18 protein-coding genes are annotated in these 24,278 nt (G+C 72.0%); 6 read left to right on the top strand and 12 right to left on the bottom strand.

Translation table 11 applies throughout. The annotated features are described in order from the left end of the window. Positions 1–6 precede the first annotated feature (6 nt). From OG509_RS23045 to OG509_RS23025, 5 genes are all read right to left on the bottom strand, one after another. Complete coding sequence (locus OG509_RS23045) at positions 7–1,635, bottom strand: succinic semialdehyde dehydrogenase (protein WP_406184340.1); 1,629 nt, start codon at positions 1,633–1,635, stop codon at positions 7–9. A gap of 108 nt (positions 1,636–1,743) precedes the next feature. Further along, complete coding sequence (locus tag OG509_RS23040) at positions 1,744–3,378, bottom strand: serine/threonine-protein kinase (RefSeq protein WP_406184339.1); 1,635 nt, start codon at positions 3,376–3,378, stop codon at positions 1,744–1,746. Between the two features lie 124 nt (positions 3,379–3,502). Then, positions 3,503–6,190 carry a serine/threonine protein kinase gene (locus tag OG509_RS23035; protein ID WP_406184338.1) on the bottom strand — a complete coding sequence of 896 codons (2,688 nt, stop codon included), beginning with the start codon at positions 6,188–6,190 and terminating at the stop codon, positions 3,503–3,505. Between the two features lie 162 nt (positions 6,191–6,352). Beyond that, a complete protein-coding gene (locus OG509_RS23030; protein ID WP_406184336.1) occupies positions 6,353–8,824 on the bottom strand; it encodes a serine/threonine-protein kinase in 2,472 nt (823 codons plus the stop codon). A gap of 161 nt (positions 8,825–8,985) precedes the next feature. After that, the gene (locus tag OG509_RS23025; protein WP_406184334.1) at positions 8,986–10,692 is read right to left on the bottom strand and encodes a glycerol-3-phosphate dehydrogenase/oxidase; all 1,707 of its coding nucleotides are present in this window, start codon (positions 10,690–10,692) and stop codon (positions 8,986–8,988) included. Between the two features lie 262 nt (positions 10,693–10,954). On the opposite strand from OG509_RS23025, the gene OG509_RS23020 reads away from it, so the two are divergent. Together OG509_RS23020 and OG509_RS23015 are read left to right on the top strand one after the other, a co-directional pair. Beyond that, complete coding sequence (locus OG509_RS23020; protein WP_406184333.1) at positions 10,955–12,232, top strand: nucleotide sugar dehydrogenase; 1,278 nt, start codon at positions 10,955–10,957, stop codon at positions 12,230–12,232. Between the two features lie 161 nt (positions 12,233–12,393). After that, a complete protein-coding gene (locus OG509_RS23015) occupies positions 12,394–12,873 on the top strand; it encodes a hypothetical protein (RefSeq protein WP_406184332.1) in 480 nt (159 codons plus the stop codon). Positions 12,874–13,028: 155 nt separating this feature from the next. On the opposite strand, the gene OG509_RS23010 is transcribed toward OG509_RS23015, so the two are convergent. From OG509_RS23010 to OG509_RS22995, 4 genes are all read right to left on the bottom strand, one after another. Then, positions 13,029–14,153: a GuaB3 family IMP dehydrogenase-related protein gene (locus tag OG509_RS23010; protein WP_385582448.1), complete on the bottom strand. Its 1,125-nt coding sequence runs from the start codon at positions 14,151–14,153 to the stop codon at positions 13,029–13,031. Between the two features lie 233 nt (positions 14,154–14,386). Beyond that, on the bottom strand, positions 14,387–15,886 hold the full coding sequence (gene guaB / locus OG509_RS23005) for an IMP dehydrogenase (RefSeq protein ID WP_406184331.1): 1,500 nt from the start codon (positions 15,884–15,886) through the stop codon (positions 14,387–14,389). Between the two features lie 164 nt (positions 15,887–16,050). Next, positions 16,051–16,680 carry a sigma-70 family RNA polymerase sigma factor gene (locus OG509_RS23000; protein ID WP_030154772.1) on the bottom strand — a complete coding sequence of 210 codons (630 nt, stop codon included), beginning with the start codon at positions 16,678–16,680 and terminating at the stop codon, positions 16,051–16,053. A 445-nt stretch (positions 16,681–17,125) separates the two neighbouring features. Next, positions 17,126–17,737, bottom strand: a complete 612-nt coding sequence (locus OG509_RS22995; protein ID WP_003948568.1) for a response regulator transcription factor — start codon at positions 17,735–17,737, stop codon at positions 17,126–17,128. Between the two features lie 379 nt (positions 17,738–18,116). Here OG509_RS22995 and OG509_RS22990 point away from each other — a divergent pair, with 379 nt between their 5' ends. Further along, positions 18,117–18,443, top strand: a complete 327-nt coding sequence (locus OG509_RS22990) for a WhiB family transcriptional regulator (RefSeq protein WP_030154771.1) — start codon at positions 18,117–18,119, stop codon at positions 18,441–18,443. A 129-nt stretch (positions 18,444–18,572) separates the two neighbouring features. Here OG509_RS22990 and OG509_RS22985 read toward each other — a convergent pair whose 3' ends face one another. After that, entirely contained in the window at positions 18,573–19,490 is a 918-nt protein-coding gene (locus tag OG509_RS22985) for a LysR family transcriptional regulator (protein ID WP_387284783.1), read from the bottom strand. An 80-nt stretch (positions 19,491–19,570) separates the two neighbouring features. Here OG509_RS22985 and OG509_RS22980 point away from each other — a divergent pair, with 80 nt between their 5' ends. The 3 genes from OG509_RS22980 (at position 19,571) to OG509_RS22970 (ending at position 22,027) form a co-directional block, all read left to right on the top strand. Continuing rightward, a complete protein-coding gene (locus tag OG509_RS22980) occupies positions 19,571–20,278 on the top strand; it encodes an MOSC domain-containing protein (protein WP_406184330.1) in 708 nt (235 codons plus the stop codon). A 191-nt stretch (positions 20,279–20,469) separates the two neighbouring features. Further along, the gene (locus OG509_RS22975) at positions 20,470–21,243 is read left to right on the top strand and encodes an SDR family NAD(P)-dependent oxidoreductase (protein WP_403725658.1); all 774 of its coding nucleotides are present in this window, start codon (positions 20,470–20,472) and stop codon (positions 21,241–21,243) included. A gap of 94 nt (positions 21,244–21,337) precedes the next feature. Then, positions 21,338–22,027, top strand: coding sequence for an ester cyclase (locus OG509_RS22970; protein ID WP_406184328.1), 690 nt, complete (start codon positions 21,338–21,340; stop codon positions 22,025–22,027). Between the two features lie 69 nt (positions 22,028–22,096). Here OG509_RS22970 and groL read toward each other — a convergent pair whose 3' ends face one another. Both groL and groES read right to left on the bottom strand, forming a co-directional pair. Next, entirely contained in the window at positions 22,097–23,725 is a 1,629-nt protein-coding gene (gene groL / locus OG509_RS22965; protein ID WP_030154762.1) for a chaperonin GroEL, read from the bottom strand. Positions 23,726–23,836: 111 nt separating this feature from the next. Next, positions 23,837–24,145 (bottom strand): co-chaperone GroES, encoded by a 309-nt coding sequence (gene groES / locus OG509_RS22960; RefSeq protein WP_030154760.1) that lies wholly within the window; start codon positions 24,143–24,145, stop codon positions 23,837–23,839. Positions 24,146–24,278: the final 133 nt, after the last annotated feature.

Raw genomic sequence — 24,278 nt, 5'->3', positions numbered from 1 at the left:
TGGTGCCTAACGGAATCGGAGCGTCTTCATGACCTTGAGGCTGCGCGTCATGAACGCCGCGTACTTCTCGTCGTCCATGCCCAGCGAGGGCGCCATCGGCAGCAGCCGCTGGTGGGCGACGGTCTGGGCCTCGGTGTACTTGAGGATGCCCTCGGAGCCGTGCCGGCGGCCGAGGCCGGAGTCCTTCATGCCGCCCATGGGCGCCTGGGCGCTGCCGTAGGCAGGGGCGTAGCCCTCGTTGATGTTGACGGTGCCGGTGCGCAGGCGGGCGGCGACGGAGTGGCCGCGGCGGGCGTCCTTGGTCCAGACGCTGGAGTTGAGCCCGTACGCGGTGGAGTTGGCCTGCGCGATCGCCTCGTCCTCGTCGGTGAACCGGTAGATGGAGACGACCGGGCCGAAGGTCTCCTCGCCGCAGACCGCCATCGGCGCCTCGACCCCGTCGAGGATGGTGGGCTCGTAGAAGAGCGGGCCGATGTCGGGGCGGGCGGCGCCGCCCGCGACCAGGGTGGCGCCCTTGGCGACGGCCTCGTCGACGTGCCGCTGTACGGTCTCCAGCTGGCGCTCGCCGACCAGCGAGCCCATGTCCGCGCCGTACGCGAGGGAGGCGCCGAGCCGCATGGCCTTCGTACGGGCGGCGAAGCGCTCGACGAACGCGTCGGCGATGGAGGCGTGGACGTACAGCCGCTCGATGGAGATGCACAGCTGGCCGGCGGAGGAGAAGCAGGCGCGGACGGCGCCCGCGGAGGCCTTCTCTATGTCGGCGTCGGCGAGGACGAGCATGGCGTTCTTGCCGCCGAGTTCGAGGGTGACCCCGACCAGGCGGGCGGCCGCGCCCTGGGCGACCTCGCGGCCGGTGCGGGTGGAGCCGGTGAAGGAGACGTAATCGGCGTGCCGCACCACCTCGGGACCGACGACGGGTCCGTCACCGAGGACGATCTGGAAGACCTCGGCGGGCAGTCCGGCCTCGATCAGCAGGTCACGGGCCCACAGGGCGGTGAGCGCGGTCTCGGTGTCGGGCTTCATGACGACGGCGTTGCCGGAGACGAAGGCGGGCAGCGCGTCGCCGACGGAGAGTTCGAGGGGGTAGTTCCAGGGGGCGATCTGGCCGACGACCCCGCGCGGCTGGCGCAGTTCGGTGACCTTGGTGAGGGTGGGGATGGCGCCCGTGTGGCCCTTGGGGCGCAGGTACGAGGGGGCCTTGCGGCCGTAGTGGCGGGCCGCGACGGCGACGGCCTGGACCTCCTCGTGGGCGTGCAGGCGGGCCTTGCCGGTCTCCAGCTGGATGAGGTCGAGCACCTCGGCCTGGCGGGCCAGGACCAGGTCGTGGAAGCGGAGCAGTACGGCGGCCCGCTTGCGTACGGGGACGGCGGCCCAGGCGCCCTGGGCGGCGCGGGCCCGGTCGAAGGCCTCGGCGACGTCCTCGGGGGTGGCCTCGGGGAGGTCCGCCAGCTTGGCCCCGGTGAAGGGGGTGTGGTTGGCGGTCCGGCCGGAGCCGATCACTCCGCGCGTGAGCCGGGTGACCAGGTCGGGGGTCACCACGTCGGCGGCGGTACGGGCACCGGCCGGGGCGGGGGCGACCGGGTTGGTGGGCTGCGGTGCGCTGCGGAGGGGGGCCGGGGCCTGCGAGTCCGTCATGGCGGTGAGCGTATTCCGCCCGGGGGCCTTTGGGTACCCGTCGGTAACCGGATTTTGCCATTTCTGCCAGCGATCGCTGGCAGGATGCCGGAATCGGCCCGGAAAAGCTCAGGGCTTCCCGGCGGGCGGCTCCCAGCCGCTGAGCACGACGTCGAACTGCTGGCGGGTCGTGTTCCAGTCGGCGACGGGGCTCGACATGTAGATCGCGTACTCGGTGCCGTCCGGGGCGACGTACATCTGCTCGATGGCCCGGCGCGGTCCGGCGTTCGTGCCCTTCTCGGTCCAGCTGAAGTCCCAGAGCGCGGCCCGGGTGCTGTCCCGGAAGGTGTTCTGGTTCAGCCGCTGCTTCTTGTAGTCCGTCCGCTTCGCCACCTGCTTCTCCAGGTCGAGCAGGTGCTCGTACGGGTTCGCGTAGTCCGGGGTCGGGTCGGCGGCGATCCGGATGAAGTGCTTCCCGTTGTCCGGGGTGTAGTCGATCTGGTCGCCGTCCATCTGGCGTTTCCAGCCCGCCGGGACGAAGAGCGTGAAGCCGGTGGGGTCGGTGACCTGGGTGTAGCCCGCGGGCGGGGCGTCCTCTTCGTCGCTGTCCTGCTGGTCGGGGGCGCTCGCGTTCTTGTCGGAGCCGCCGTCCTTCCCCGCCTCCGCGTCCCCGGTGAACTTCAGGACGCCGAAGACGGCCCCGCCGCCGACCAGCGCCGCCACGAGGGCGACGGCGGCGGCCCGCTTGATCCGGCCGCCGGCGGCCGCCGGTGCGGGCGCGGGGCCGGGCTGTTCGGGCAGGGCGGTGGTACGCGCCGGGTCGGGGGCCGGTGCGGGAGCGGGCTCCGCTTCCGGCCGCGTTTCCTCGGCGGCGTCGGCGAGTTCCTCCGGAGTCACCGCGCGCGTGGGTACGTACGCCTGCGCCGCCTTCGGCGGCCGGCCCTCCATCGCCTCGATCAGCATCCGCTCGGTCTCCTGCGCCGAGGGCCGCTCGTCGGGGTCCTTGCGCAGCAGGGCCGTGATGACCGGGCCCAGGGCCCCCGACTGGCGCAGCGCCGGCGGCTCGTCGTTGACCACGGCCTGGAGGCTGGAGATGGGCGAGGTGCGGCGGAAGGGCGAGCGCGCCTCGACCGCCGTGTACAGGGTCGCGCCCAGCGACCACAGGTCGGAGGCGGTGCCGGGGGTCCCGCCGGTGACCCGCTCCGGAGCCAGGTAGTCGATGGAGCCGACGATCTCGCCGGTCCGCGTGATGGAGGAGTCGCCCTCGATCGCGGCGATGCCGAAGTCCGTGAGCAGGACCCGGCCGTCCTTGGCGAGCAGCACGTTGCCGGGCTTGACGTCCCGGTGCAGGACACCGACCGCGTGCGCGGCGCGCAGCGCGCCCAGTACGTGCAGACCGATCCGGGCCGCCTCGGCGGGCTCGATCCGGCCGGCCGCCTTGGCCGCGTCCGCGAGGGAGGGACCGTCGATGTACTCCATGACGATCCAGGGCCGGTCGTCGTGCTCCAGTACGTCGTGGACGACCACGACCGCCGGGTGCTGGATCCGGGCCGCGGCCCGGGCCTCCTTCTGGGTCCGGGCGTGCAGCACCTCCCGGTCGGCCTGGGCCACGTACAGACCCGCCGTCAGTTCCTTGACGGCGACGGTCCTGTGCAGCAGCTCGTCATGCGCGCGCCACACCTTGCCCATGCCGCCGCTGCCGATGGGCTCCACGAGCCGGTACCGGCCAGCGAGCACCGCGCCCGCACCTGTCTGCTGTTCCACGAAACCCCGCCACTCTGTGCACTTCGGGCCAGATTACGGAGCGCCCGGGGCTCCCGGAACCGTGAAGGCGCGGTTCCGGCAGCACTGTGACGCAATCGCCGTACTGAGTCACCGTCAGTCGGCCTCAGCCGCCTGATTTGTAACTCCCCGTGGCCTTTTCGAAGACCTCGGTGACCTTGCCTTCGCCGTCCTGCGGACCGGTCACCATGACGACGTGGTAGCTGCCGCCGAGCGCCACGACGAAATTCCGGGCAACGACGCTGCGGCCGTTGCCGTCGATCCACGTGTACCGGCCGGTGACGCGGAGCTGGCTGCCGACCTTCGTCGTCTTCACGTCGCCGCCGCTGGCCCAGGTCGAGGACCGGTACGGGGCCAGCTCCGGCTCCTTGTCCTTCTGGTACGTCGCCGGGTCGGGATTTCCGTCGACCTTGTCCCGGCCGGGGACGACGGTCAGGACGTACTCCCCGTCGGTGTACCGGACCTGCCCGGCCTCGTTCATCCCGCGCCGCTCCCAGCCGCTGGGGACGGCGATCTCGAAGTGCTCGGGGTCCTGTTGGGTGGTGTAGCCGGGGGGAGCGGGGGCGGGCTGGCTGGGCGTCGACTTCGGCGACGCAGAAGCCGGCGCCGAGGCGGACGGGGACCTGGACTGAGACTGGGACTGCGCAGGGGGCTTGGCGACGGCGGCCGGCTGCTGCTCCTCGTTTCGCGGCAGGAAGAGGATGGCGTAGGCCACGGCCCCGGCGAGCAGGACCAGGACGCCGAGGAGGAGGGTCCGCCCGAGGGAGCGGGGCTTGCGGGAGGCGGCGGGATTGCGGTGGCGGCCGTGCAGGTCGCCCCGTCGGCGTACGACGGGCAGCCGCGCCGGATCCGGCTCCGGCATCGGGAGCGCGGCGAAGTCGCCGTCCGGCTCGGGGGCGGACCGTACGAGCGAGCGCAGCCAGCCGCGGAGCTCCTCGAAGTCGGGGCGCTCGGTGGGGTCCTGGCGCAGCAGCGACTCCACGATGGGGCGCAGCGGGCCGCACTCCTCGGCGAAGGCCGGGGACTCGGCGCAGACCATGTCGACGAGCTCGGTGACGCTGTCCTCGGGGTACGGGGCGTGCCCCTGGACGGCGCGGTACAGCAGCGCGCCGAGCCCCCAGAGGTCGGTGGCGGGCCCGACGGGCGCGGCCAGCTGCCAGGGCCCGGTGACGGATCCGGCCTGCTCGGGAGCCCACCGCTCGGTGACGGCGCCGACCACGGCCATCCGGGTCAGCCGAGCCCGCTCGGCCCCCAGCCCCCGGAGCCCGCCCTCGCCCCAACCCCCGGCTTCCCGGCGCTCGGCGCCCTGCGGTCCGGCCCGGCCGGGGCGGGGGTACGCGGCTGCGGGCGAGGCCTCGTCGGGCCCGTTCGGCCGGAGCCGGTCGGGCTCGCCGGACGGCAGGTACGAGGCCATGCTCGGGCCCTCGGTGCCGTGCGGGGAGCGGGGCTGGCCGGGCTGGCCCGGGCGGAGGTGGGCGGTCGGATCCGGGGCTTCGGCCTGGCGGTAGCCCTCGGGCAGGGCCAGTTGCGCGGGCAGCGCGGGACGGACCGGCGCCGGGTCGGGCCGCGAGTCGGGCTCCTGCTCCGGCCCCGGCCCCTGTTGTGGTTCCGGCTCCGACGGCTCCGGCTCCTGCTCCGGCTCCTGCTCCGACGGCTCGGCCGGCGGGAGTGCGGCCTGCCGGCGCGGCGTGGCCCCGTGCCAGGGCGCACTCGTACCGGTCTCCGGCCCCCCGTACGGGTACGAGTACCCCTGCGGGAGGTTCGACCCCTGCGGCCTCGGCTCCGGCGCGGGCTCGGACCCGCCCTTGCGCTGCTCGGTGACCCGCGCGGCGGCGGCCTGCGCCCCCGCCCGGTACGCGGCGATGGCCCCGGCCCGGGCGGCGGCCTTGAGGTCGGGCCGCTCCCCCGTCGCCCCGGGGGTGATGTGGTCGGAGTACCGCGGGCCGGTGTCGTAACCGGGCGCCACGAGAGGCGCATAACCGGCCGCGCCCGGACCACCGTCCGACCGTTCGCCCGCCGACTCACCCTGAACAGCCAGTACGTCCAACCCCGCACCGGGCGCCGCACCGGGCGGCGCACCCCTGCCAGGGTCACGGGCTAAGGCGGCCCTGCCGTTCGAGCCCGGACCCCAACCCGCAGTCCCGACAGGAGAAGGCGGAGAAGGCGGAGGCGGCGGCCGGTCGTCCCATGGCTCGGACTCGGTATGGGGCGCGGGCACGGACTCCCGGGGGACCGGGTCGTAGCCGCACAGGGCGTCCTCCGCGGCGCCCGCCGCCAGGCCCGTCAGGACGACCCGGCCGTCATCGCATATCAACACGGTCCGCACCGTGATGTTCCGGTGCGTCCAGCCGTGCGCGTGCAGCACCCGCAGCGCCGTCAGCACGTCCGCCGCGACCTCGGCGGCCCTGTACGGGCTCAGCGGTTCATCGGCGATCAGCGCGGCCAGCGGGCGCGCCGGCACCAACTCGCTCACTATCCACAGCGACCCGCCCTCCGCAAACACGTCGAAGACCTGGTCCAGCCGCGGATGGTCCGGCACGGACGCGGCCGCCTGCGCCGCGGCGATCGCCCGGCGCACGGCCGGGAGCTCTCCCCCGGCCGCCGCCGGAGGCCTCGGCGTCTCCCCGTCGAGCAGCTCGGCATCCACGATCTCCGGCAACGGCACCTGCCGTACCAGGACTTCCTGCCCGCTGCGCGTGTCGAAGGCGCGGGTCTCGACCAGTTCGTACTCGTCCGACGGCGGCAGCGGCAGACGGTAGCGGTCGGCCAGGATCCGGCCCGCGTAGTCCTCCACTTCGCCTCCCCCGAGTGCCGGGGCGCACGTCCCCCATGGCCCCACTGCCACGATACGTCGCGCAGGCCGCCCGCGTCCCGAGCCTGCAAAGGCTCGTCACCCGTACCCGCACCCGTACCCGTCACTCGGCGACGGCCGGCTCTGCGGCCGCGGCGGAGCGGTTCAGCCCAGGGGCTGGAACGTCTGGAACGCCGTGTTGCGCATCGTCGTGCATTCCGGGGCGTCCCACTGGTCCGCCGGGCAGCTGATCATGATGGCGTAGCCGTGCTTCGCGTCCACCTTGAAGCCGCGGTTGAGCACGCGGACCTTGATGCCCTTCTGCTCCCGCTCGAACTCCCAGTCCGCGACGGTCGGGTAGCCGTTGTACTCCGTCGGGTCGATCCGGATCGTGCGGTAGTTCGTGCTGCTGCTCGCCGTTCCGGCGACCGCCTCGGCCCATGCGGCGCGGGCGTCGTTGCCGGGGCTGGCGGTGTAGTCGACCTGGATGCGCGGGAAGCCGCCGTCACGGCTGTATATCGCGCCGGAGTTCTCCCCGGCTATGCCCGTCACCTTGAAGCCCGACGGCATCGCCATCGAGAAGTGGAACCCCGGGTCCGTCACCTTCGCGTAGCCCTCGGGGAGCCCGGCCCCCGGACCGCCCGAAGTCGAACCCTGCCCCTGGCTCTGTCCTTGGCCCTGGCTCTGCCCCTGGCTGGTGCCCTGGCTCTGCTGCCCGCCCGGGGACTGACCCTGGCTCGGCTGGCTGCCGGCACCGCCGTTGGCGGTGGCGCCCTTGCCTGAGGTGGCGCCGGTCTCGCCGGTCTTCGCGGACGAGCTGGGATTCGGGCTGCCGGAGACCGTCGTACCCGGGCCGCCCTTGCCCTCTTCCTTCTTCTTGTCGGCCTCGTCGTCACCGCTGACCGCGTACGCGATGAGCGAACCGATCACGGCGAGCACGACGACCACACCCGCTATCGCGAGGGCGATGGTACGGCGGGACATGACGTCGGTGAGCGGCGCCGCGACCGGCGAGGGCCTGGCCGACGCCGGTGCGGTGGCCGGGGATTCGGCCGCCGAGGCCGCCGTGGTCGCCGAGGCCGCCGCCGCGGCGGCCGCGGCCTTGCGGGTCGCCTTCAGCGCCGCGCGGGCCCGATCGCGCTGCTCGCGCTCAAGCCGATCGCGCTCCTTCTTCTCCGCCTTCTCCGCCTTCTCGGCCGCCCTTTCGGCCGCCTTCTCGGCTGCGGCCTTGGCCGCGGCCTCCTTGGCGTCGGCCAGCGAGATCTGCCGGGTCTCCTCGACGGCCGGGGCGAGGACGGGAGCCGGCACCGGCTCCGGCGCGTTGACGACGGCGGTGAGCATCGCCCGCGCGCGCTCGTCGTCGAGGCGGCGGGCCGGGTCCTTGGCCAGCAGTCCGTAGATGACCTCGGTCAGCGGACCCGCGTTCTTGGGCGGCTCCACCGGCTCGGTCATCACGGCGGTGAGGGTCGCGAGTGCGGAGCCCTTGTCGTACGGGGGCACGCCCTCGACGGCGGCGTACAGCAGTCCGCCGAGGGACCACATGTCGGCGGGCGGGCCGGGCTTCTGGCCGCGGGCGCGCTCGGGGGAGATGTACGAGGGGGCGCCGACGAGCATGCCGGTGGAGGTGACGGAGGGGTCGCCCTCGACCTGCGCGATGCCGAAGTCGGTCAGGACGACGCGGCCGGTGCGGGCGATGAGCACGTTGGACGGCTTCACGTCGCGGTGCAGGATGCCCTGGCCGTGCGCGGCGCGCAGTACGTCGAGGACGGCGAGGCCGACCTCGGCGGCGCGGTGGGGGGTCAGCGGGCCCTGTTCACGGATGAACTCGGCCAGCGAGGGGCCCTCGATGAGCTCCATGACGATCCACGGGCGCTCGTCCTCGTCCACGACGTCGAAGACGGTGACGGCGCCGCCGCTGCGGATCCGGGCAATGGCCTTGGCTTCGCGCAGCGTACGGGTGATGAGGCGGCGCTTCTCGTCCTCGTCGACGCCGGTGCTGAAGCGGAGTTCCTTGACGGCGACCGTCCGGCCGAGGGTCTCGTCCTCGGCGCGCCAGACGGTGCCCATGCCGCCCTTGCCGAGCACTTCGCGCAGCCGGTAGCGGCGTGCGAGCAACCGCCCCTCGGCTCCCGCGCCCTCGGCGGCCTTTGCGGCTGCGGCCTTGACGGCAGCGGCAACGGCATCGGCCTTCTCGACCACGGGGTTCGCGCCGGTAGCTGCCCCGGCGGACTTGCCCGGGTCCGGCTCCACCGCGGCCGAGCCCGCGGACTTGGCGTCCTGCGACCCACCGCCACCGGCTCTGTCCGCATCCGCGCCTGCCGCCGACCCGGCGGCGCCTGCGGCGGGCTTGCCCGGCTCGGCCTCGACCTCGGCCGGCTCCTTGTCCTTCGCCTCCGCCGACACGGCAGACGCACCGGTGGACTTGCTCAGGTCGGCCTTGGCCGCGGGCGAGGCGGCAGGCTCGGTGCCCTCCGGTTCGGCCGCGGGCGAGACGGCAGGCTTCGCGGCCCCCGGCTTCGCCGCCTGTCCGGCGTCACGCTCCGCCGCGGCCGAGGCGGCAGGCTTCGCCGCACGCGCAGCCTCCTGCTTCGCCGCAGGCGACTCGGCGGGCGACTCGGTGTGCTCCGGCTTCGACATGCGTCCCCTCTGCGATCGTGCCGCCTGCTGCCCCGGGGATCCCCGGTGGGCCGCTCCGGGAAAACCCGTGCGGTAACCCGCCCCGGCAGAACCCTCATTGTTCCTCACTCCGCAACGGACGGGCGCCCCGGGTCCGCGGTTCCCCCCTCCGCATCCCGGAGTTACAACGGAACGATGTCGGGCGCCCCCAGCCGCGCGGCATCCGCCGTCTGGTCGTCCGGCTGGCGCTGCGATTCCCGTTCCGCCAGCACGCGCTTCTCGTAGTGTTCCACTTCCTTCTCGATCTGCTGCTTGTCCCACCCCAGGACCGGAGCCATCAGCTCCGCACACTCCCGCGCCGACCGCGTCCCCCGGTCGAAGGTCTCGATGGAGATCCGCGTCCGCCGCGTCAGCACGTCGTCCAGATGCCGCGCCCCCTCGTGCGAAGCCGCGTAGACCACCTCCGCCCGCAGGTAGTCGTCCGCCCCGCCCAGCGGCTGCCCCAGCCCCGGGTCCGCCGCGATCAGGTCCAGCAGTTCGTCCGTCATCGAGCCGTACCGGTTCAACAGGTGCTCCACCCGCACCACATGAAGGCCCGTCCGGGCCGCGATCCCGGCCCGCCCGTTCCACAGCGCCCGGTACCCCTCGGCCCCCACCAGCGGCACGTCCTCCGTCACGCACTCCGCGACCCGCTGGTCCAGCCCGTGCACCGCCTCGTCGACCGCGTCCTTCGCCATGACCCGGTACGTCGTGTACTTGCCGCCCGCCACCACCACCAGCCCCGGCACGGGATGCGCCACCGTGTGCTCGCGCGAGAGCTTGCTCGTCGCGTCCGACTCCCCGGCCAGCAGCGGCCGCAGGCCCGCGTACACCCCCTGGACGTCGTCCCGCGTCAGCGGCACGGCCAGCACCGAGTTCACGTGCTCCAGCAGGTAGTCGATGTCCGCGCTGGACGCCGCCGGATGCGCCTTGTCCAGGTCCCAGTCCGTGTCCGTCGTGCCCACGATCCAGCTCCGGCCCCACGGGATGACGAAGAGGACCGACTTCTCCGTACGCAGGATCAGCCCGGTCGAGGAGTGGATCCGGTCCTTCGGTACGACCAGGTGGATGCCCTTCGACGCCCGGACGTGGAACTGCCCCCGCTCCCCGATCAGGGCCTGCGTGTCGTCCGTCCACACCCCCGTCGCGTTCACGACCTGCCGCGCGCGGATCTCGTACTCCCCGCCGCCCTCCACGTCCCGCACGCGCGCCCCGACGACCCGCTCGCCCTCCCTCAGGAAGCCGACCACCCTCGCCCGGTTGGCGCACTGCGCCCCGTACGCCGACGCCGTCCGCACCAGCGTGGCCACGTACCGCGCGTCGTCCATCTGGGCGTCGTAGTACTGCAGGGCGCCCACCAGCGCGTCCTTGCGCAGCGCCGGGGCCACCCGCAGCGCTCGCCCCCGCGACAGGTGCCGGTGCACCGGCAGCCCCCGCCCGTGCCCGCTGGACACCGACATCGCGTCGTACAGCGCGACGCCCGATCCGGCGTAGAACCGCTCCCAGACCTTGTGCTGGAGCGGATACAGGAACGGGACGGGCTTCACCAGGTGCGGAGCGAGCCGCTCCAGCAGCAGGCCGCGCTCCTTCAGGGCCTCCCGGACGAGGGCGAAGTCGAGCATCTCCAGATACCGCAGGCCGCCGTGGATCAGCTTGCTCGACCGGCTGGAGGTGCCGGACGCCCAGTCCCTGGCCTCCACCAGCCCCGTCGAGAGGCCTCTGGTCGCGGCGTCGAGCGCGGTGCCCGCGCCGACCACGCCCGCGCCCACCACCAGCACGTCCAGTTCCCGCTCGGCCATCCGGGCGAGCGCCTCTTCGCGCTGGACCGGCCCCAGTGTCGCTGTCCTCACTGCTGCCTCCCGTCGGTGCGGATCGCTCTCCCGCTCGGTGCGGGTGACCCCGCTCACATCCCCCGCTCACGATTCTGACCCGCCGTACCGACATCAGCCACCGCCTGTGGACAACACAACGGCGACCATCGCCCCGTAATACGACACATCGGTCATATATACGCCTAGTCTGACATCGCGCCAGCTCCACACTCCACCTGCACGGTCCACAGGGCTTGCGCACCCAGCCCCCTCATGCATGCCAGGGAAGGGACGGCACCCCATGCCCGCAGATCTCGCCGTCATCGGACTCGGCCACCTCGGCCTCCCGCTGGCGCAGGCGGCCGTCGCCGCCGGAATCGAGACGGTCGGCTACGACAGCGGTCCGGCAACGGCCGCGGACCCGGCCACGGCCACGCCCGCGGTCACCGCCACCGCCACGGACTCCACCCTCACCGCCGCCGAGATCCGCCGCATGTCGGCCGCCGGCTTCCGGATCACCACCAACCCCGCCGAACTCGGCCGGGTCCGCACCGCCGTCATCTGCGCCCCCACCCAACTCGGCGCCGACCGCGCGCTCGACCTCTCCGCCGTCGGCGAGGCGGGCCGCACGCTCGCCGCCCGGCTGCGCCCGCACACCACCGTCATCCTCGAATCCGCCGCCCACCCGGGCGTCACCGAGGACTACCTGCGCCCCATCCTGGAAGAGGGCTCCGGACTGCGCGCCGGCCGGGACTTCCACCTCGCGTACTCCCCCAGCCGCCTCGACCCCGGCAACCGGACGCACGGCATCGCCAACACGCCCAAGGTGATCGGCGGCCTCACCCCCGCCTGCACCGAGTCCGCGCACGCCTTCTACGCCCGCCTCACCGAGAAGGTCGTCCGGGCGCGCGGCCTGCGCGAGGCCGAGACCGTACAGCTCCTGGAGACCAACTACCGGCACGTCAACATCGCCCTCATGAACGAGATGGCGGTGCTCTGCCACGACCTCGGCGTCGACCTCTGGGACGTCATCCGCTGCGCCGAGACCAAGCCGTACGGGTTCCAGGCCTTCCGGCCCGGCCCGGGGGTCGGCGGCCGCAGCGTCCCCCTCGACCCCAACTACCTCCCCCACACCACCCGCACCCCGGGCCACCCCCTGCGCATGGTCGGGCTGGCGCAGGAGATCAACGGCCGGATGCCCCAGTACGTCATCCAACGCTCCGCCACCCTGCTGAACGAGCACGGGAAATCGGCCCGCGGGGCGCGCGTCCTGCTGCTCGGCGTCACGTACAAGCCCGACCTCGGCGACCAGGAGGGCGCACCGGCCCGCGAGATCGCCAGCCGGCTGCTCGACCTCGGGGCGCTGGTCAGCTACCACGACCCGTACGTCGCCGGATGGCGCGTCAGGGACCGGCCCGTCCCCCGTGCCGAATCGTTGTACGAGGCCGCCGCGAACGCCGATCTGACGATCCTGCTCCAGCACCACCGCACGTACGACCTCCAAGGCCTCGCGGTGAAGGCGCAGTTGCTGCTGGACACCCGCGGGGCCAGCCCGGCGGGGGCGGCGCACCGACTCTGACCGGGCCGGACAGCCCCGGACCCAGCCCGGTCAGAGCCCGGAAAACGCGTCAGCGGATATAGGAGCCGCCTGCTAGCCTGCGGCGACTTATCTCATCCATACGTCCTCGGCCGACCTCCGCGGACACCCGTATGCCCGAATCCCTGGGGGGGATTTCCACCATGAGCCAGCACATCCAGCCGCCCGCACCCGAGTCCGACGCCGCCGCCGTCCCGTACCCCGCCGAGCCCGCCCGCACCGGCAACATCGGCCTGGGCATCGCCGCGGCCGTGGTCGCCGCCCTGGTCGCGGCCGCCGCGTACGGCGGGATCATGAACGCGATCGACCGCCAGGTCGGCTACGCGGCGGTCGGCGTCGGCCTGCTGATCGGCTTCGCCGCCGGAAAGCTCGGCGGCAAGAACCCGGTGCTGCCCGTGGTCGGCGCGGTCCTCTCCCTCGGTGCCGTCTACCTCGGCCAGCTGTTCTTCATCGCACTGACCTTGGCCGACTACGGCAACGTCAGCCTCGGCGAGGTCCTCGACAAGGCGGGCGTCGGCGGCCTGAACGACATCCGGCAGGAGACCGTGGACGCGATGGACTACGTCTTCCTCGTCATCGGCGGCTTCGTGGCCTTCGGCGCGGCCAAGAAGGCCAGCGACTGAGGCTGCGCCTGAAGCACGACGCCGGACCGCCCACCCGCCCGCCCGGCGCCGCCGGCGCGCCCGCCGGCCCGGTCAGGCACGCCTGGTGCACCGTGACGCCGAAGGGCCGGCTCCCGATCCGGGGAGCCGGCCCTTCGTACGTGCGGTGGAGCGGGTCAGCGGCGGTGCTGGGAGTCCGCGACCGTGACCTCCACGCGCTGGAACTCCTTGAGCTCGCTGTAGCCCGTGGTGGCCATCGAGCGGCGCAGGGCGCCGAAGATGTTCATCGAGCCGTCCGGGGTGTGCGACGGTCCGGTGAGGATCTCCTCGGTGGTGCCGACCGTACCCAGGTCGACCTTCTTGCCGCGCGGCACGTCCTCGTGGACGGCCTCCATGCCCCAGTGGTGGCCCTTGCCGGGCGCGTCGGTGGCGCGGGCCAGCGGGGAGCCCATCATCACGGCGTCGGCGCCGCAGGCGACGGCCTTCGGAATGTCGCCGGACCAGCCCACGCCGCCGTCGGCGATGACGTGCACGTAGCGGCCGCCGGACTCGTCCATGTAGTCGCGGCGGGCCGCGGCCACGTCCGCGACGGCGGTGGCCATCGGGACCTGGATGCCGAGCACGTTGCGCGTGGTGTGCGCGGCGCCGCCGCCGAAGCCGACCAGGACGCCCGCGGCGCCGGTGCGCATCAGGTGCAGGGCCGCGGTGTACGTGGCGCAGCCGCCGACGATGACCGGGACGTCGAGCTCGTAGATGAACTGCTTCAGGTTCAGCGGTTCGGCGGCGCCCGAGACGTGCTCCGCCGACACGGTGGTGCCGCGGATCACGAAGATGTCCACGCCCGCGTCCACGACGGCCTTGGAGAACTCGGCGGTGCGCTGCGGGGAGAGCGCGGCGGCGGTGACGACACCGGAGTCGCGGACCTCCTTGATGCGCTGCCGGATCAGGTCCGCCTGGATCGGGGCGGAGTAGATCTCCTGGAGACGGCGGGTGGCGGCGTCCTCGTCGAGCTCCGTGATCTCGTCGAGCAGCGGCTGCGGGTCCTCGTACCGGGTCCACAGGCCTTCGAGGTTCAGCACGCCGAGGCCGCCGAGCTCGCCGATGCGGATGGCGGTCTGCGGGGAGACGACCGAGTCCATGGGGGCGGCCAGGAACGGGAGCTCGAAGCGGTAGGCGTCGATCTGCCAGGCGATCGAGACCTCCTTCGGGTCCCGCGTACGCCGGCTCGGGACGATGGCGATGTCGTCGAACGCGTACGCCCTGCGGCCGCGCTTGCCGCGCCCGATCTCGATCTCAGTCACGTGTGGTGGCCTTTCCTCTGGGTCTGCCCGTCCAGTATCCCCGAACCCCGGCGCCCCGCGTTCCGGTGGCCGCCGTACGGACGCTGTATTCAGCCCCGCCGGCGTTTGAGGCGCGGGGTCTGGGGCGGAGCCCCAGCACGGCGCGCAGCGCCGGTCCCCCGGGCGCCGGACGGCCGAAGGGCGGGCCCGGCTGCTCCGGACCCGCCCTCATGCGCTCGGCACCGCCTGCCCGGTTACCCCTTACGGGAGTAGTTCGGTGCCTCGACCGTCATCTGGATGTCGTGCGGGTGGCTCTCCTTGAGGCCCGCCGACGTGATGCGGACGAAGCGGCCGCGGTCCTGGAGCTCCGGCACCGTGCGGCCGCCGACGTAGAACATCGACTGGCGCAGGCCGCCGACGAGCTGGTGCACGACCGCGGAAAGCGGGCCGCGGTACGGGACCTGGCCCTCGATGCCCTCGGGGATGAGCTTGTCGTCGCCGCCCACGCCCTCCTGGAAGTAGCGGTCCTTGGAGAAGGAACGCTGGTCGCCGCGGGACTGCATCGCGCCGAGCGAGCCCATGCCGCGGTACGACTTGAACTGCTTGCCGTTGATGAAGAGCAGCTCGCCCGGGGACTCCTCGCAGCCCGCGAGCAGCGAGCCGAGCATCACCGTGTCGGCGCCCGCGACGAGCGCCTTGGCGATGTCGCCGGAGTACTGCAGGCCGCCGTCGCCGATGACCGGGACGCCGGCCGCCTTCGCGGCGAGCGAGGCCTCGTAGATCGCGGTGACCTGCGGGACGCCGATGCCGGCGACGACGCGGGTGGTGCAGATGGAGCCGGGGCCGACGCCGACCTTGATGCCGTCGCAGCCGGCGTCGATCAGCGCCTGGGCGCCGTCACGGGTGGCGATGTTGCCGCCGATGACGTCGACGGAGGAGTTCGACTTGATCTTGGCGACCATGTCGCCGACGAGCCGGGAGTGGCCGTGGGCGGTGTCGACGACGATGAAGTCGGCGCCCGCCTCGATCAGCGCCTGGGCGCGGTCGTACGCGTCGCCGGCGACGCCGACCGCGGCGCCGACCAGGAGGCGGCCGTCCTTGTCCTTGGCGGCGTTCGGGTACTTCTCGGCCTTGACGAAGTCCTTGACCGTGATGAGGCCCTTGAGGATGCCCGCCTCGTCGACCAGCGGAAGCTTCTCGATCTTGTGGCGGCGCAGCAGCTCCATGGCGTCCACGCCGGAGATGCCGACCTTGCCCGTGACCAGCGGCATCGGGGTCATGACCTCGCGCACCTGGCGGCTGCGGTCCGACTCGAAGGCCATGTCGCGGTTGGTGACGATGCCGAGCAGCTTGCCCGCCGGGTCGGTCACCGGCACGCCGGAGATGCGGAACTTCGCGCACAGCTCGTCGGCCTCGCGCAGCGTCGCGTCCGGGTGCACCGTGATCGGGTCGGTGACCATGCCGGACTCGGAGCGCTTGACCAGGTCGACCTGGTTGGCCTGGTCGGCGATCGACAGGTTGCGGTGCAGTACGCCGACGCCGCCCTGGCGGGCCATCGCGATGGCCATGCGGGCCTCGGTGACCTTGTCCATGGCGGCGGACAGCAGCGGCACGTTCACGCGGACGTTGCGCGAGATCAGGGAAGAGGTGTCGATCGCATCAGGCGACATGTCCGACGCGCCCGGCAGCAGCAGCACGTCGTCGTAGGTCAGTCCGAGCGTGGCGAATTTGTCGGGCACTCCGTCGGCGGTCATGACACCTTCCCAAATGGTCTTGCTCAGCGCGGATGTCCATGCTAACGGGATCCCGACGCGTCTCATTCCACGACCAAGGTCAAGCAGAAGTTTCGTCTGTTCCTACGAGGAAGCAGGGAGCCGGGGATCCAGGGGTCCGGGATCCGGTCCGGCCCGCGCCCCGCCTACTGCTCCGCGAGCGCGCGCAGCCGGCTGAGCGCACGGTGCTGGGCCACCCGCACCGCACCGGGGGACATCCCGAGCATCTGTCCGGTCTCCTCGGCCGTCAGGCCGACCGCCACCCGCAGTACGAGGAGCTCGCGCTGGTTCTCGGGAAGGTTGGCCAGCAGCTTCTTGGCCCAGGCGGCGTCGCTGCTCAGCAGCGCCCGCTCCTCCGGACCCAGCGAGTCGTCGGGCCGCTCCGGCATCTCGTCGGAGGGCACGGCCGTGCTGCCCGGGTGCCGCATGGCAGCCCGCTGCAGGTCGGCGACCTTGTGCGCGGCGATGGCGAAGACGAAGGCCTCGAAGGGCCGGCCGGTGTCCCGGTACCGCGGCAGCGCCATCAGGACGGCTACGCAGACCTCCTGCGCGAGGTCCTCCACGAAGTGGCGGGCGTCGCCCGGGAGCCGCGAGAGCCTGGTTCTGCAGTAGCGGATGGCCAGCGGGTGCACGAAGGCGAGCAGATCGTGCGTCGCCTGCTCGTCACCCTCGACCGCTCGGCGTACGAGCGCGCTGACGGCCCCGGCGCTGCCGCCTTTGGCGGCGCCGGTGGAGCCTGTGGCCGTGGGTGACCCCGGGGCCTCGTCGTCGCGCATCAATCCATGGTGCCTTGGCGCCGGAGCATTCGCGCCGCCACGGCCCGTGTTGTGCGTCGAAGCGTTATGAGCGGGTGCGCCTGAACTCGTCACTGCGCCCTCCCCTCCCGCTCGACCGAATACTCCCCGAGGCCCCATCCCAGAAAATGCGCCACACCTCAAGCATGCGGCATCGCGCGCGAAGCGACACGTCCCCCGATTGTGCCCCGCCCATCCCCGGGTGCGCACCGGGTACGGCGGGACGGGAACGGACCGGCACTCGACGATCACTCGACGGGCACGCGCAGGGACGGCCGGGGCGGCCGCGGACGGCCTCGGACGGCCGAAGGCAGCCGGGCGCACGGGCGGACACACCGGCGGACACACAGCCCGGGCGCTCGGCGTGCCGCCCCGCCCGCCGGTGGCGGACGGGACCGCTCTCAGCGTCCGGCCTGCGGTCCCGCGGTCAGCGGACCAGACCCCAGCGGAACCCGAGCGCCACGGCGTGCGCCCGGTCCGAGGCGCCCAGCTTCTTGAACAGCCGGCGGGCGTGCGTCTTGACCGTGTCCTCGGAGAGGAAGAGCTCGCGCCCGATCTCCGCGTTGGACCGGCCGTGGCTCATGCCCTCCAGCACCTGGATCTCGCGCGCGGTGAGCGTGGGCGCGGCGCCCATCTCGGCCGAGCGGAGCCGGCGCGGGGCCAGTCGCCAGGTCGGGTCGGCCAGGGCCTGGGTGACCGTGGCCCGCAGTTCGGCGCGCGAGGCGTCCTTGTGCAGATAGCCCCGGGCGCCGGCGGCGACCGCGAGGGCCACCCCGTCCAGGTCCTCGGCGACCGTCAGCATGATGATGCGGGCGCCCGGATCGGCCGAGAGCAGTCGGCGCACCGTCTCCACACCGCCCAGCCCCGGCATCCGTACATCCATCAGAATCAGGTCGGAGCGGTCGGCACCCCAGCGGCGGAGGACTTCCTCGCCGTTGGCAGCCGTCGTCACACGCTCGACGCCGGGCACGGTGGCAACCGCGCGACGGAGCGCCTCTCGGGCAAGCGGGGAGTCGTCGCAGACGAGGACGGAAGTCATGACCGCCCTCCGCAGCTGCTGATGCGCGTCACCTTGAGCCTCCAGGCTGGTACGTATCGTCACCTGTGCGGTCGATGCCCTCGGACACCTGTCCGGGAACTTCTTGGTTCAACCGCCTTCGCACTCTCAACGATGGTCACTCGAAAGAGTTACGGGTCGGACGGACACCTTCGGCACTCTACGTGAGGAAGCGAACACGACGTGGGTGCCACTCTCGGCGTGTCCTCCATCTGGAGCTATGCCCTATTTGGCGGCTTTTCTTCCGTTTGGCACGTGTCTGAGGCTAGATTCCCAATGAGTCATATTTACATCTACTACGACAGTAGGTGTGGAGACTTGGACCGTATCCGTCTCAGTACCGGCACCAAGAGGACTACCCATGGCAGATTTCTCCCGCCTCCCCGGACCGAACGCCGACCTCTGGGACTGGCAGCTGCTGGCCGCCTGCCGGGGGGTCGACAGCTCCCTCTTCTTCCACCCGGAAGGCGAGCGGGGCGCGGCCAGGAGTGCGCGCGAGGCCTCGGCTAAAGAGGTCTGCATGAGATGCCCGGTGCGCTCGGAATGCGCCGCGCACGCACTGGCCGTCCGCGAGCCCTACGGGGTGTGGGGCGGCCTCACCGAGGATGAGCGCGAAGAGCTGATGGGACGCGCGCGCCATCGCCTGATCCCCGCGTCGACCACGATCGGACCCCTTCCGCCGCACTGATCCGCGGTTCGCCGAAACGCACGAAGGAACGTTTCTGCAACCTTCGCGGACCTTCGCGAGCCTTCGCCCGGACCGGAACGTCACGCGATTGGCCGTACGACGCCGACGCCGCCCGCCGGCGCCGTACGGTCAGCGCGTGGCGGCCCGCTCCAGTTCGGCCAGGGTCGCCGCCACGGCCGGTACGCGCGCCAGGTCGGGCAGGGTCAGCGCCACGACCTCCCGCTCCACCGCCGGCTCCACGGCCACCGTGCTCACGCCCTTGGCCCGTACGGACTCCACCGCCAGCTCCGGCAGTACGGCGACGCCCAGACCGGCGCCGACCAGGCCGACCACGGCCGGGTAGTCGTCGGTCGCGAAGTCGATGCGGGGGGTGAAGCCCACCTCCTCGCACACCTCCACCAGATGGCGGCGGCAGCGCGGGCAGCCCGCGATCCAGGGCTCGTCGGCCAGTTCCGCCATGCTCACCCGCTCGGCCCCCGCCAGCCGGTGCCCCTCCGGAACCAGCCCGACGAGCCGGTCCGTGAGCAGCGGCCGCACCACGAGGTCCTCCCACTCCCCCTCGGCGGCCGAGCCGCCGGCGGAGGGGGAGGCCGAGCCGTAGCGGAAGGCCAGCGCCAGATCGCAGTCGCCCTCGCGCAGCATCTCCACCGACCGCGGCGGCTCCGCCTCGACCAGCGAGATCCGGGTGCCGGGGTGCTCGGCTCGCATCGCGGCCAGCGCCGTCGGCACCAGCGTGGAGCTCCCGCTGGGGAAGGAGACCAGCCGCACCCGGCCCGCGCGCAGCCCGGCGATGGCCGCGACCTCCTCCTCCGCGGCGGTCAGCCCGGCGAGGATCCCGGCGGCGTGCCGGACCAGGGCCGTACCGGCCTGGGTCAGCCGCATCTCGCGGCCGGTCCGGACGAGCAGCGGGGTGCCGGCCGACTGCTCCAGCGCCTTCATCTGCTGGGAGACGGCGGGCTGGGTGCAGCCGAGCTCGCGGGCGGCGGCGGAGAAGGACCCGGTGCCGGCGACGGCGCGCAGCACCCGGAGATGACGTGCCTCGATCATTCTTCGAGCATAAGCCCAGCTTTGGGCTCGATGCGAATATTCTCGTGCCCCTTTGAGGAGGCTGGACTACCGTGGTTCTCATGGCCTTCACCGCTCCCGGCGCCCCCGCGGCCCCTCCGCGCGTCGTCTCCGTGAACCTCGGCCGCGCGACGGCCGTCGACTACACCGACGCTCAGGGCGGGGTGACCGGCATCGGCAAGCGCCCCGTCCCCGGCCCGGTCCACGTGTTCCCTCCCGGGCCCAAGGGCATCGGCGCCGGCGGCCTCAAGGGCGACGCCGTCTGCGACCTGCGCCACCACGGCGGGGACCACCAGGCCGTCTACGCCTACGCGCGCGAGGACCTCGACTGGTGGGAGGGCGAGCTGGACCGCGAACTGCCCTCCGGGCTCTTCGGCGAGAACCTCACCACCTCCGGCATGGACCTGACGGGCGCGCTGCTCGGCGAGCGCTGGCGGGTCGGCGCGGGCGGCCTCGTCCTCGAAGTGGCCTCGGCCCGCATTCCGTGCCGCACCTTCCAGGGCGCCCTCGGCGAGCGGGGCTGGGTCAAGCGGTACACGCAGGCCGCGCGGCCGGGTGCGTACCTGCGCGTGATCCAGGAGGGTCCGGTCTCCCCCGGCGACTCCGTCGAGATCCTCCACCGCCCGGACCACGACGTGACGGTGGAGCTGTGGTTCCGGGCCTTCACCACCGACCGTTCGCTGCTCGCGCGCACGCGGGCGGCGGGCGCGGCGATGGCACCGCAGTGGCACGAGGCGGCCCTCGCCCACATCGAGAAGTACGGGCAGTAGTACGGCACAAGACAGGGCCTTGGGGGTGACGCAGGCTCAGGGAGCCGAAAGAGGAGCTCAAAGCGGGTTTTCGTAGCCGGAAGTAGCGGTTCCGCAGCGGGAAGCGACGACGCGCGGCGCCGTGCGTCACGAAGGGGTACCGCCCGGCGGGCTCCCCTTGAGCTGTCGCCGAGGGCGGCTAGGTTGCGCCTATGACGACTGCGTTGATTACGGGATCCACGGCGGGCATCGGCGCCGCATTCGCCCGGCGGCTCGCCGCCCAGGGGCACAACCTCGTGCTGGTGGCCCGCGACACGAAGCGGCTCGGCGAGCAGGCCACCGAGCTTCACGACCGGCACGGCATCGAGGCCGAGGTGCTGGCCGCCGACCTGTCCACCGACGAGGGCATCGCGGCCGTCGAGCGCCGCCTCGGCGACCGTACGCACCCGGTGGACCTCCTGGTCAACAACGCGGGCTTCGGCAACAAGGGCCGCTACCTCGAAGTCTCCATGGCCGACGAGCTGACCATGCTGAAGGTGCACATCGAGGCCGTCCTGCGGCTGACCTCGGCAGCCACCGAGTCGATGCGCTCGCGCGGCCGCGGCGGCGTCGTCAACGTGGCCTCGGTGGCGGCGTTCGTGCCGCGCGGCACGTACGGGGCGAGCAAGGCCTGGGTCGTGCAGTTCACGCAGGGCGCGGCGCGGGACCTGTCCGGATCGGGTGTACGGCTGATGGCCCTGTGCCCCGGCTTCGTCCGCACCGAGTTCCACCAGCGCGCCGGCATGGGCACGGACAACATCCCCAACTGGATGTGGCTGGACGCGGACAAGCTGGTGGCGGCGGCCCTGGACGACCTGGCGCGCGGCAAGACGGTCTCGATCCCGGATCCGCGGTACAAGGCGCTGATGGGCCTGGTGAAGCTGACGCCGCGCGGGCTACTGGGCGGGGTGTCCTCGCGTACGGGCCGCAAGTACGGTCCGCAGTAGCCCAAGTGACCTACGGGTAGGCCGGTCTCCAAACCGGCCGACCGGGTGAAATCTCCCTAGACTGGACGTGTCCCATCCAGCGCGGGAGTACGCCATGACATTCGTACAAATAGTCGATTACGAGACCAGCAGGCCCGAGGCCGTCAACGAGGTCATCGACCGGTACCTGGCGAAGACGAAGGGCAAGCGCACCGTGTCCCACACCATGGTGGGCAAGGACCGCGAATCGGAGACACACTTCCTCGACGTCGTCGAATTCCCGTCGTACGAAGCGGCCATGAAGAACTCTCACCTCCCGGAGACGGACAAGATGTTCCAGGAGATGATGGCCCTCTGCGACGGGATGCCCCGGTTCACCAACCTGGACGTCATCCGCGACGAGCACCTCAACACGCTGCTCGCCACCCGCATGTACGAAGAGGTCGCGATGAAGGGCGACATGTCCGTCGTGGACGAGATCTTCGCGGCGGACTACCGGGACCACGACATCAGCCGCCCGAACGTCAAGACCGGCCGCGACGGCATCCGCGAGGACGTGCAGATGTGGCGCGCCGCCTTCGACTTCACCTTCACCCTGGACGCCCAGATGGCACAGGAGGACTACGTCACCACGATGTGGACCTTCAGCGGCAAGCACAAGGGTGCGTTCATGGGGATCGCCCCGACCGGCAAGACCTGCACGATGACCGGCACGACGGTCTTCCGGTGCGAGGACGGAATGATCAAGGAAGGCTGGTGGCACTACGACGCCATGCGCCTGATGAGGGAACTGGGCGCGATGTGACGGCACCCCGCCTACGGGAAGGCCCCGTTCCGCTGATGCGGAACGGGGCCTTCCCGGTGTGGGGCGCGATCAGTGGCTGTGGCCGTGACCGTGGCCGTGACCGGCGTCGGCCTCTTCCTCGGCCGGCTTCTCGACGACCAGGGTCTCGGTCGTGAGCAGCAGGGAGGCGATGGAAGCGGCGTTCTCCAGCGCGGAGCGGGTGACCTTGACCGGGTCGATGACGCCGGCCTTGACCAGGTCGCCGTACTCGCCGGTGGCGGCGTTGAAGCCCTGGCCCTTTTCGAGCTCGGCGACCTTCGAGGTGATGACGTAACCCTCGAGGCCGGCGTTCTCGGCGATCCAGCGCAGCGGCTCGACGGCGGCGCGGCGGACGACCGCGACACCCGTGGCCTCGTCGCCGGACAGACCCAGGTTGCCCTCCAGCACCTTCACGGCGTGGACGAGCGCGGAGCCACCGCCGGAGACGATGCCCTCCTCGACCGCGGCGCGGGTCGCCGAGATGGCGTCCTCGAGGCGGTGCTTCTTCTCCTTGAGCTCCACCTCGGTGGCGGCGCCGACCTTGATGACGCAGACGCCGCCGGCGAGCTTCGCCAGGCGCTCCTGCAGCTTCTCGCGGTCCCAGTCCGAGTCGGTGGACTCGATCTCGGCCTTGATCTGGTTGACGCGGCCGACGACCTCGTCGTGGCTGCCGCCACCGTCGACGATGGTCGTGTCGTCCTTGGAGATGGTCACGCGGCGCGCGGAACCGAGGACGTCCAGACCGGCCTGGTCGAGCTTGAGGCCGACCTCCTCGGCGATGACGGTGGCACCGGTGAGGGTGGCCATGTCCTGGAGCATCGCCTTGCGACGGTCACCGAAGCCGGGGGCCTTGACGGCGACCGCGTTGAAGGTGCCGCGGATCTTGTTGACGACGAGGGTGGAGAGCGCCTCGCCCTCGACGTCCTCGGCGATGATCAGCAGCGGCTTCGAGGCGCCGGCCTGGATGACCTTCTCGAGCAGCGGCAGGAGGTCCTGGATGGAGGAGATCTTGCCCTGGTTGATCAGGATGTACGGGTCGTCGAGGACGGCCTCCATACGCTCCTGGTCGGTGACCATGTACGGCGAGAGGTAGCCCTTGTCGAAGGCCATGCCCTCGGTGAACTCCAGCTCCAGGCCGAAGGCGTTGGACTCCTCGACGGTGATGACACCGTCCTTGCCGACCTTGTCCATCGCCTCGGCGATGAGCTCGCCGACCTGCTGGTCCTGCGCGGAGAGCGCGGCCACGGCGGCGATGTCGGACTTGTCCTCGATCGGGCGGGCGGTCGCGAGGAGCTCCTCGGACACGGCCTTGACCGCGGCGTCGATGCCCTTCTTCAGGGCGGCCGGGGAGGCGCCGGCGGCGACGTTGCGCAGGCCCTCGCGGACCAGCGCCTGGGCCAGCACGGTGGCGGTGGTGGTGCCGTCACCCGCGATGTCGTTGGTCTTGGTAGCCACCTCCTTCACGAGCTGCGCGCCCAGGTTCTCGTACGGGTCGTCCAGCTCGACCTCGCGGGCGATGGTGACACCGTCGTTGGTGATGGTGGGGGCGCCGAACTTCTTGTCGATGACGACGTTGCGGCCCTTGGGGCCGATCGTCACCTTCACCGTGTCGGCCAGCTTGTTGACGCCGCGCTCGAGGGCGCGACGGGCGTCCTCGTCGAACTTCAGGATCTTCGCCATGGGAGCGGTTCAGCCCTCTCGAAAACTCGGGTTTAACGAACTGCGCCCCTTGCCGCCCGGCAATCAGCGGGGTGACCAGGGGCGCAGCTCAAGCAATACAGATGAAGTGGATTACTTCTCGATGATCGCGAGGACGTCGCGAGCCGAGAGGACGAGGTACTCCTCGCCGCTGTACTTCACTTCGGTGCCGCCGTACTTGCTGTACAGCACGATGTCGCCGACGCTGACGTCCAGCGGGAGACGCTGGCCGTCCTCGAAGCGGCCCGGACCGACCGCGAGGACGACGCCCTCCTGGGGCTTCTCCTTCGCGGTGTCCGGGATGACCAGGCCGGAAGCCGTGGTCTGCTCGGCGTCGAGCGGCTGGACCACGATGCGGTCCTCGAGCGGCTTGATGGCAACCTTGGAGCTGGTGGTCGTCACGATCCGACCTCCCCCTTCGGAGATCTCACGGGGCTAACTGTCTGGGGTGGCGACCAGGTGGATCCGTCGTCGCGGGTGCCGGACCTGCCCGTCGCTGTGTTGGCACTCACCGGTGGCGAGTGCCAGGTGCGAG

It is taken from the genome of Streptomyces sp. NBC_01006 (assembly GCF_045162725.1).
Lineage (GTDB): Bacteria > Actinomycetota > Actinomycetes > Streptomycetales > Streptomycetaceae > Streptomyces.
The sequence above is the reverse complement of the archived record's forward strand: the minus strand, read 5'-3'. Positions and strand labels throughout refer to the sequence as shown.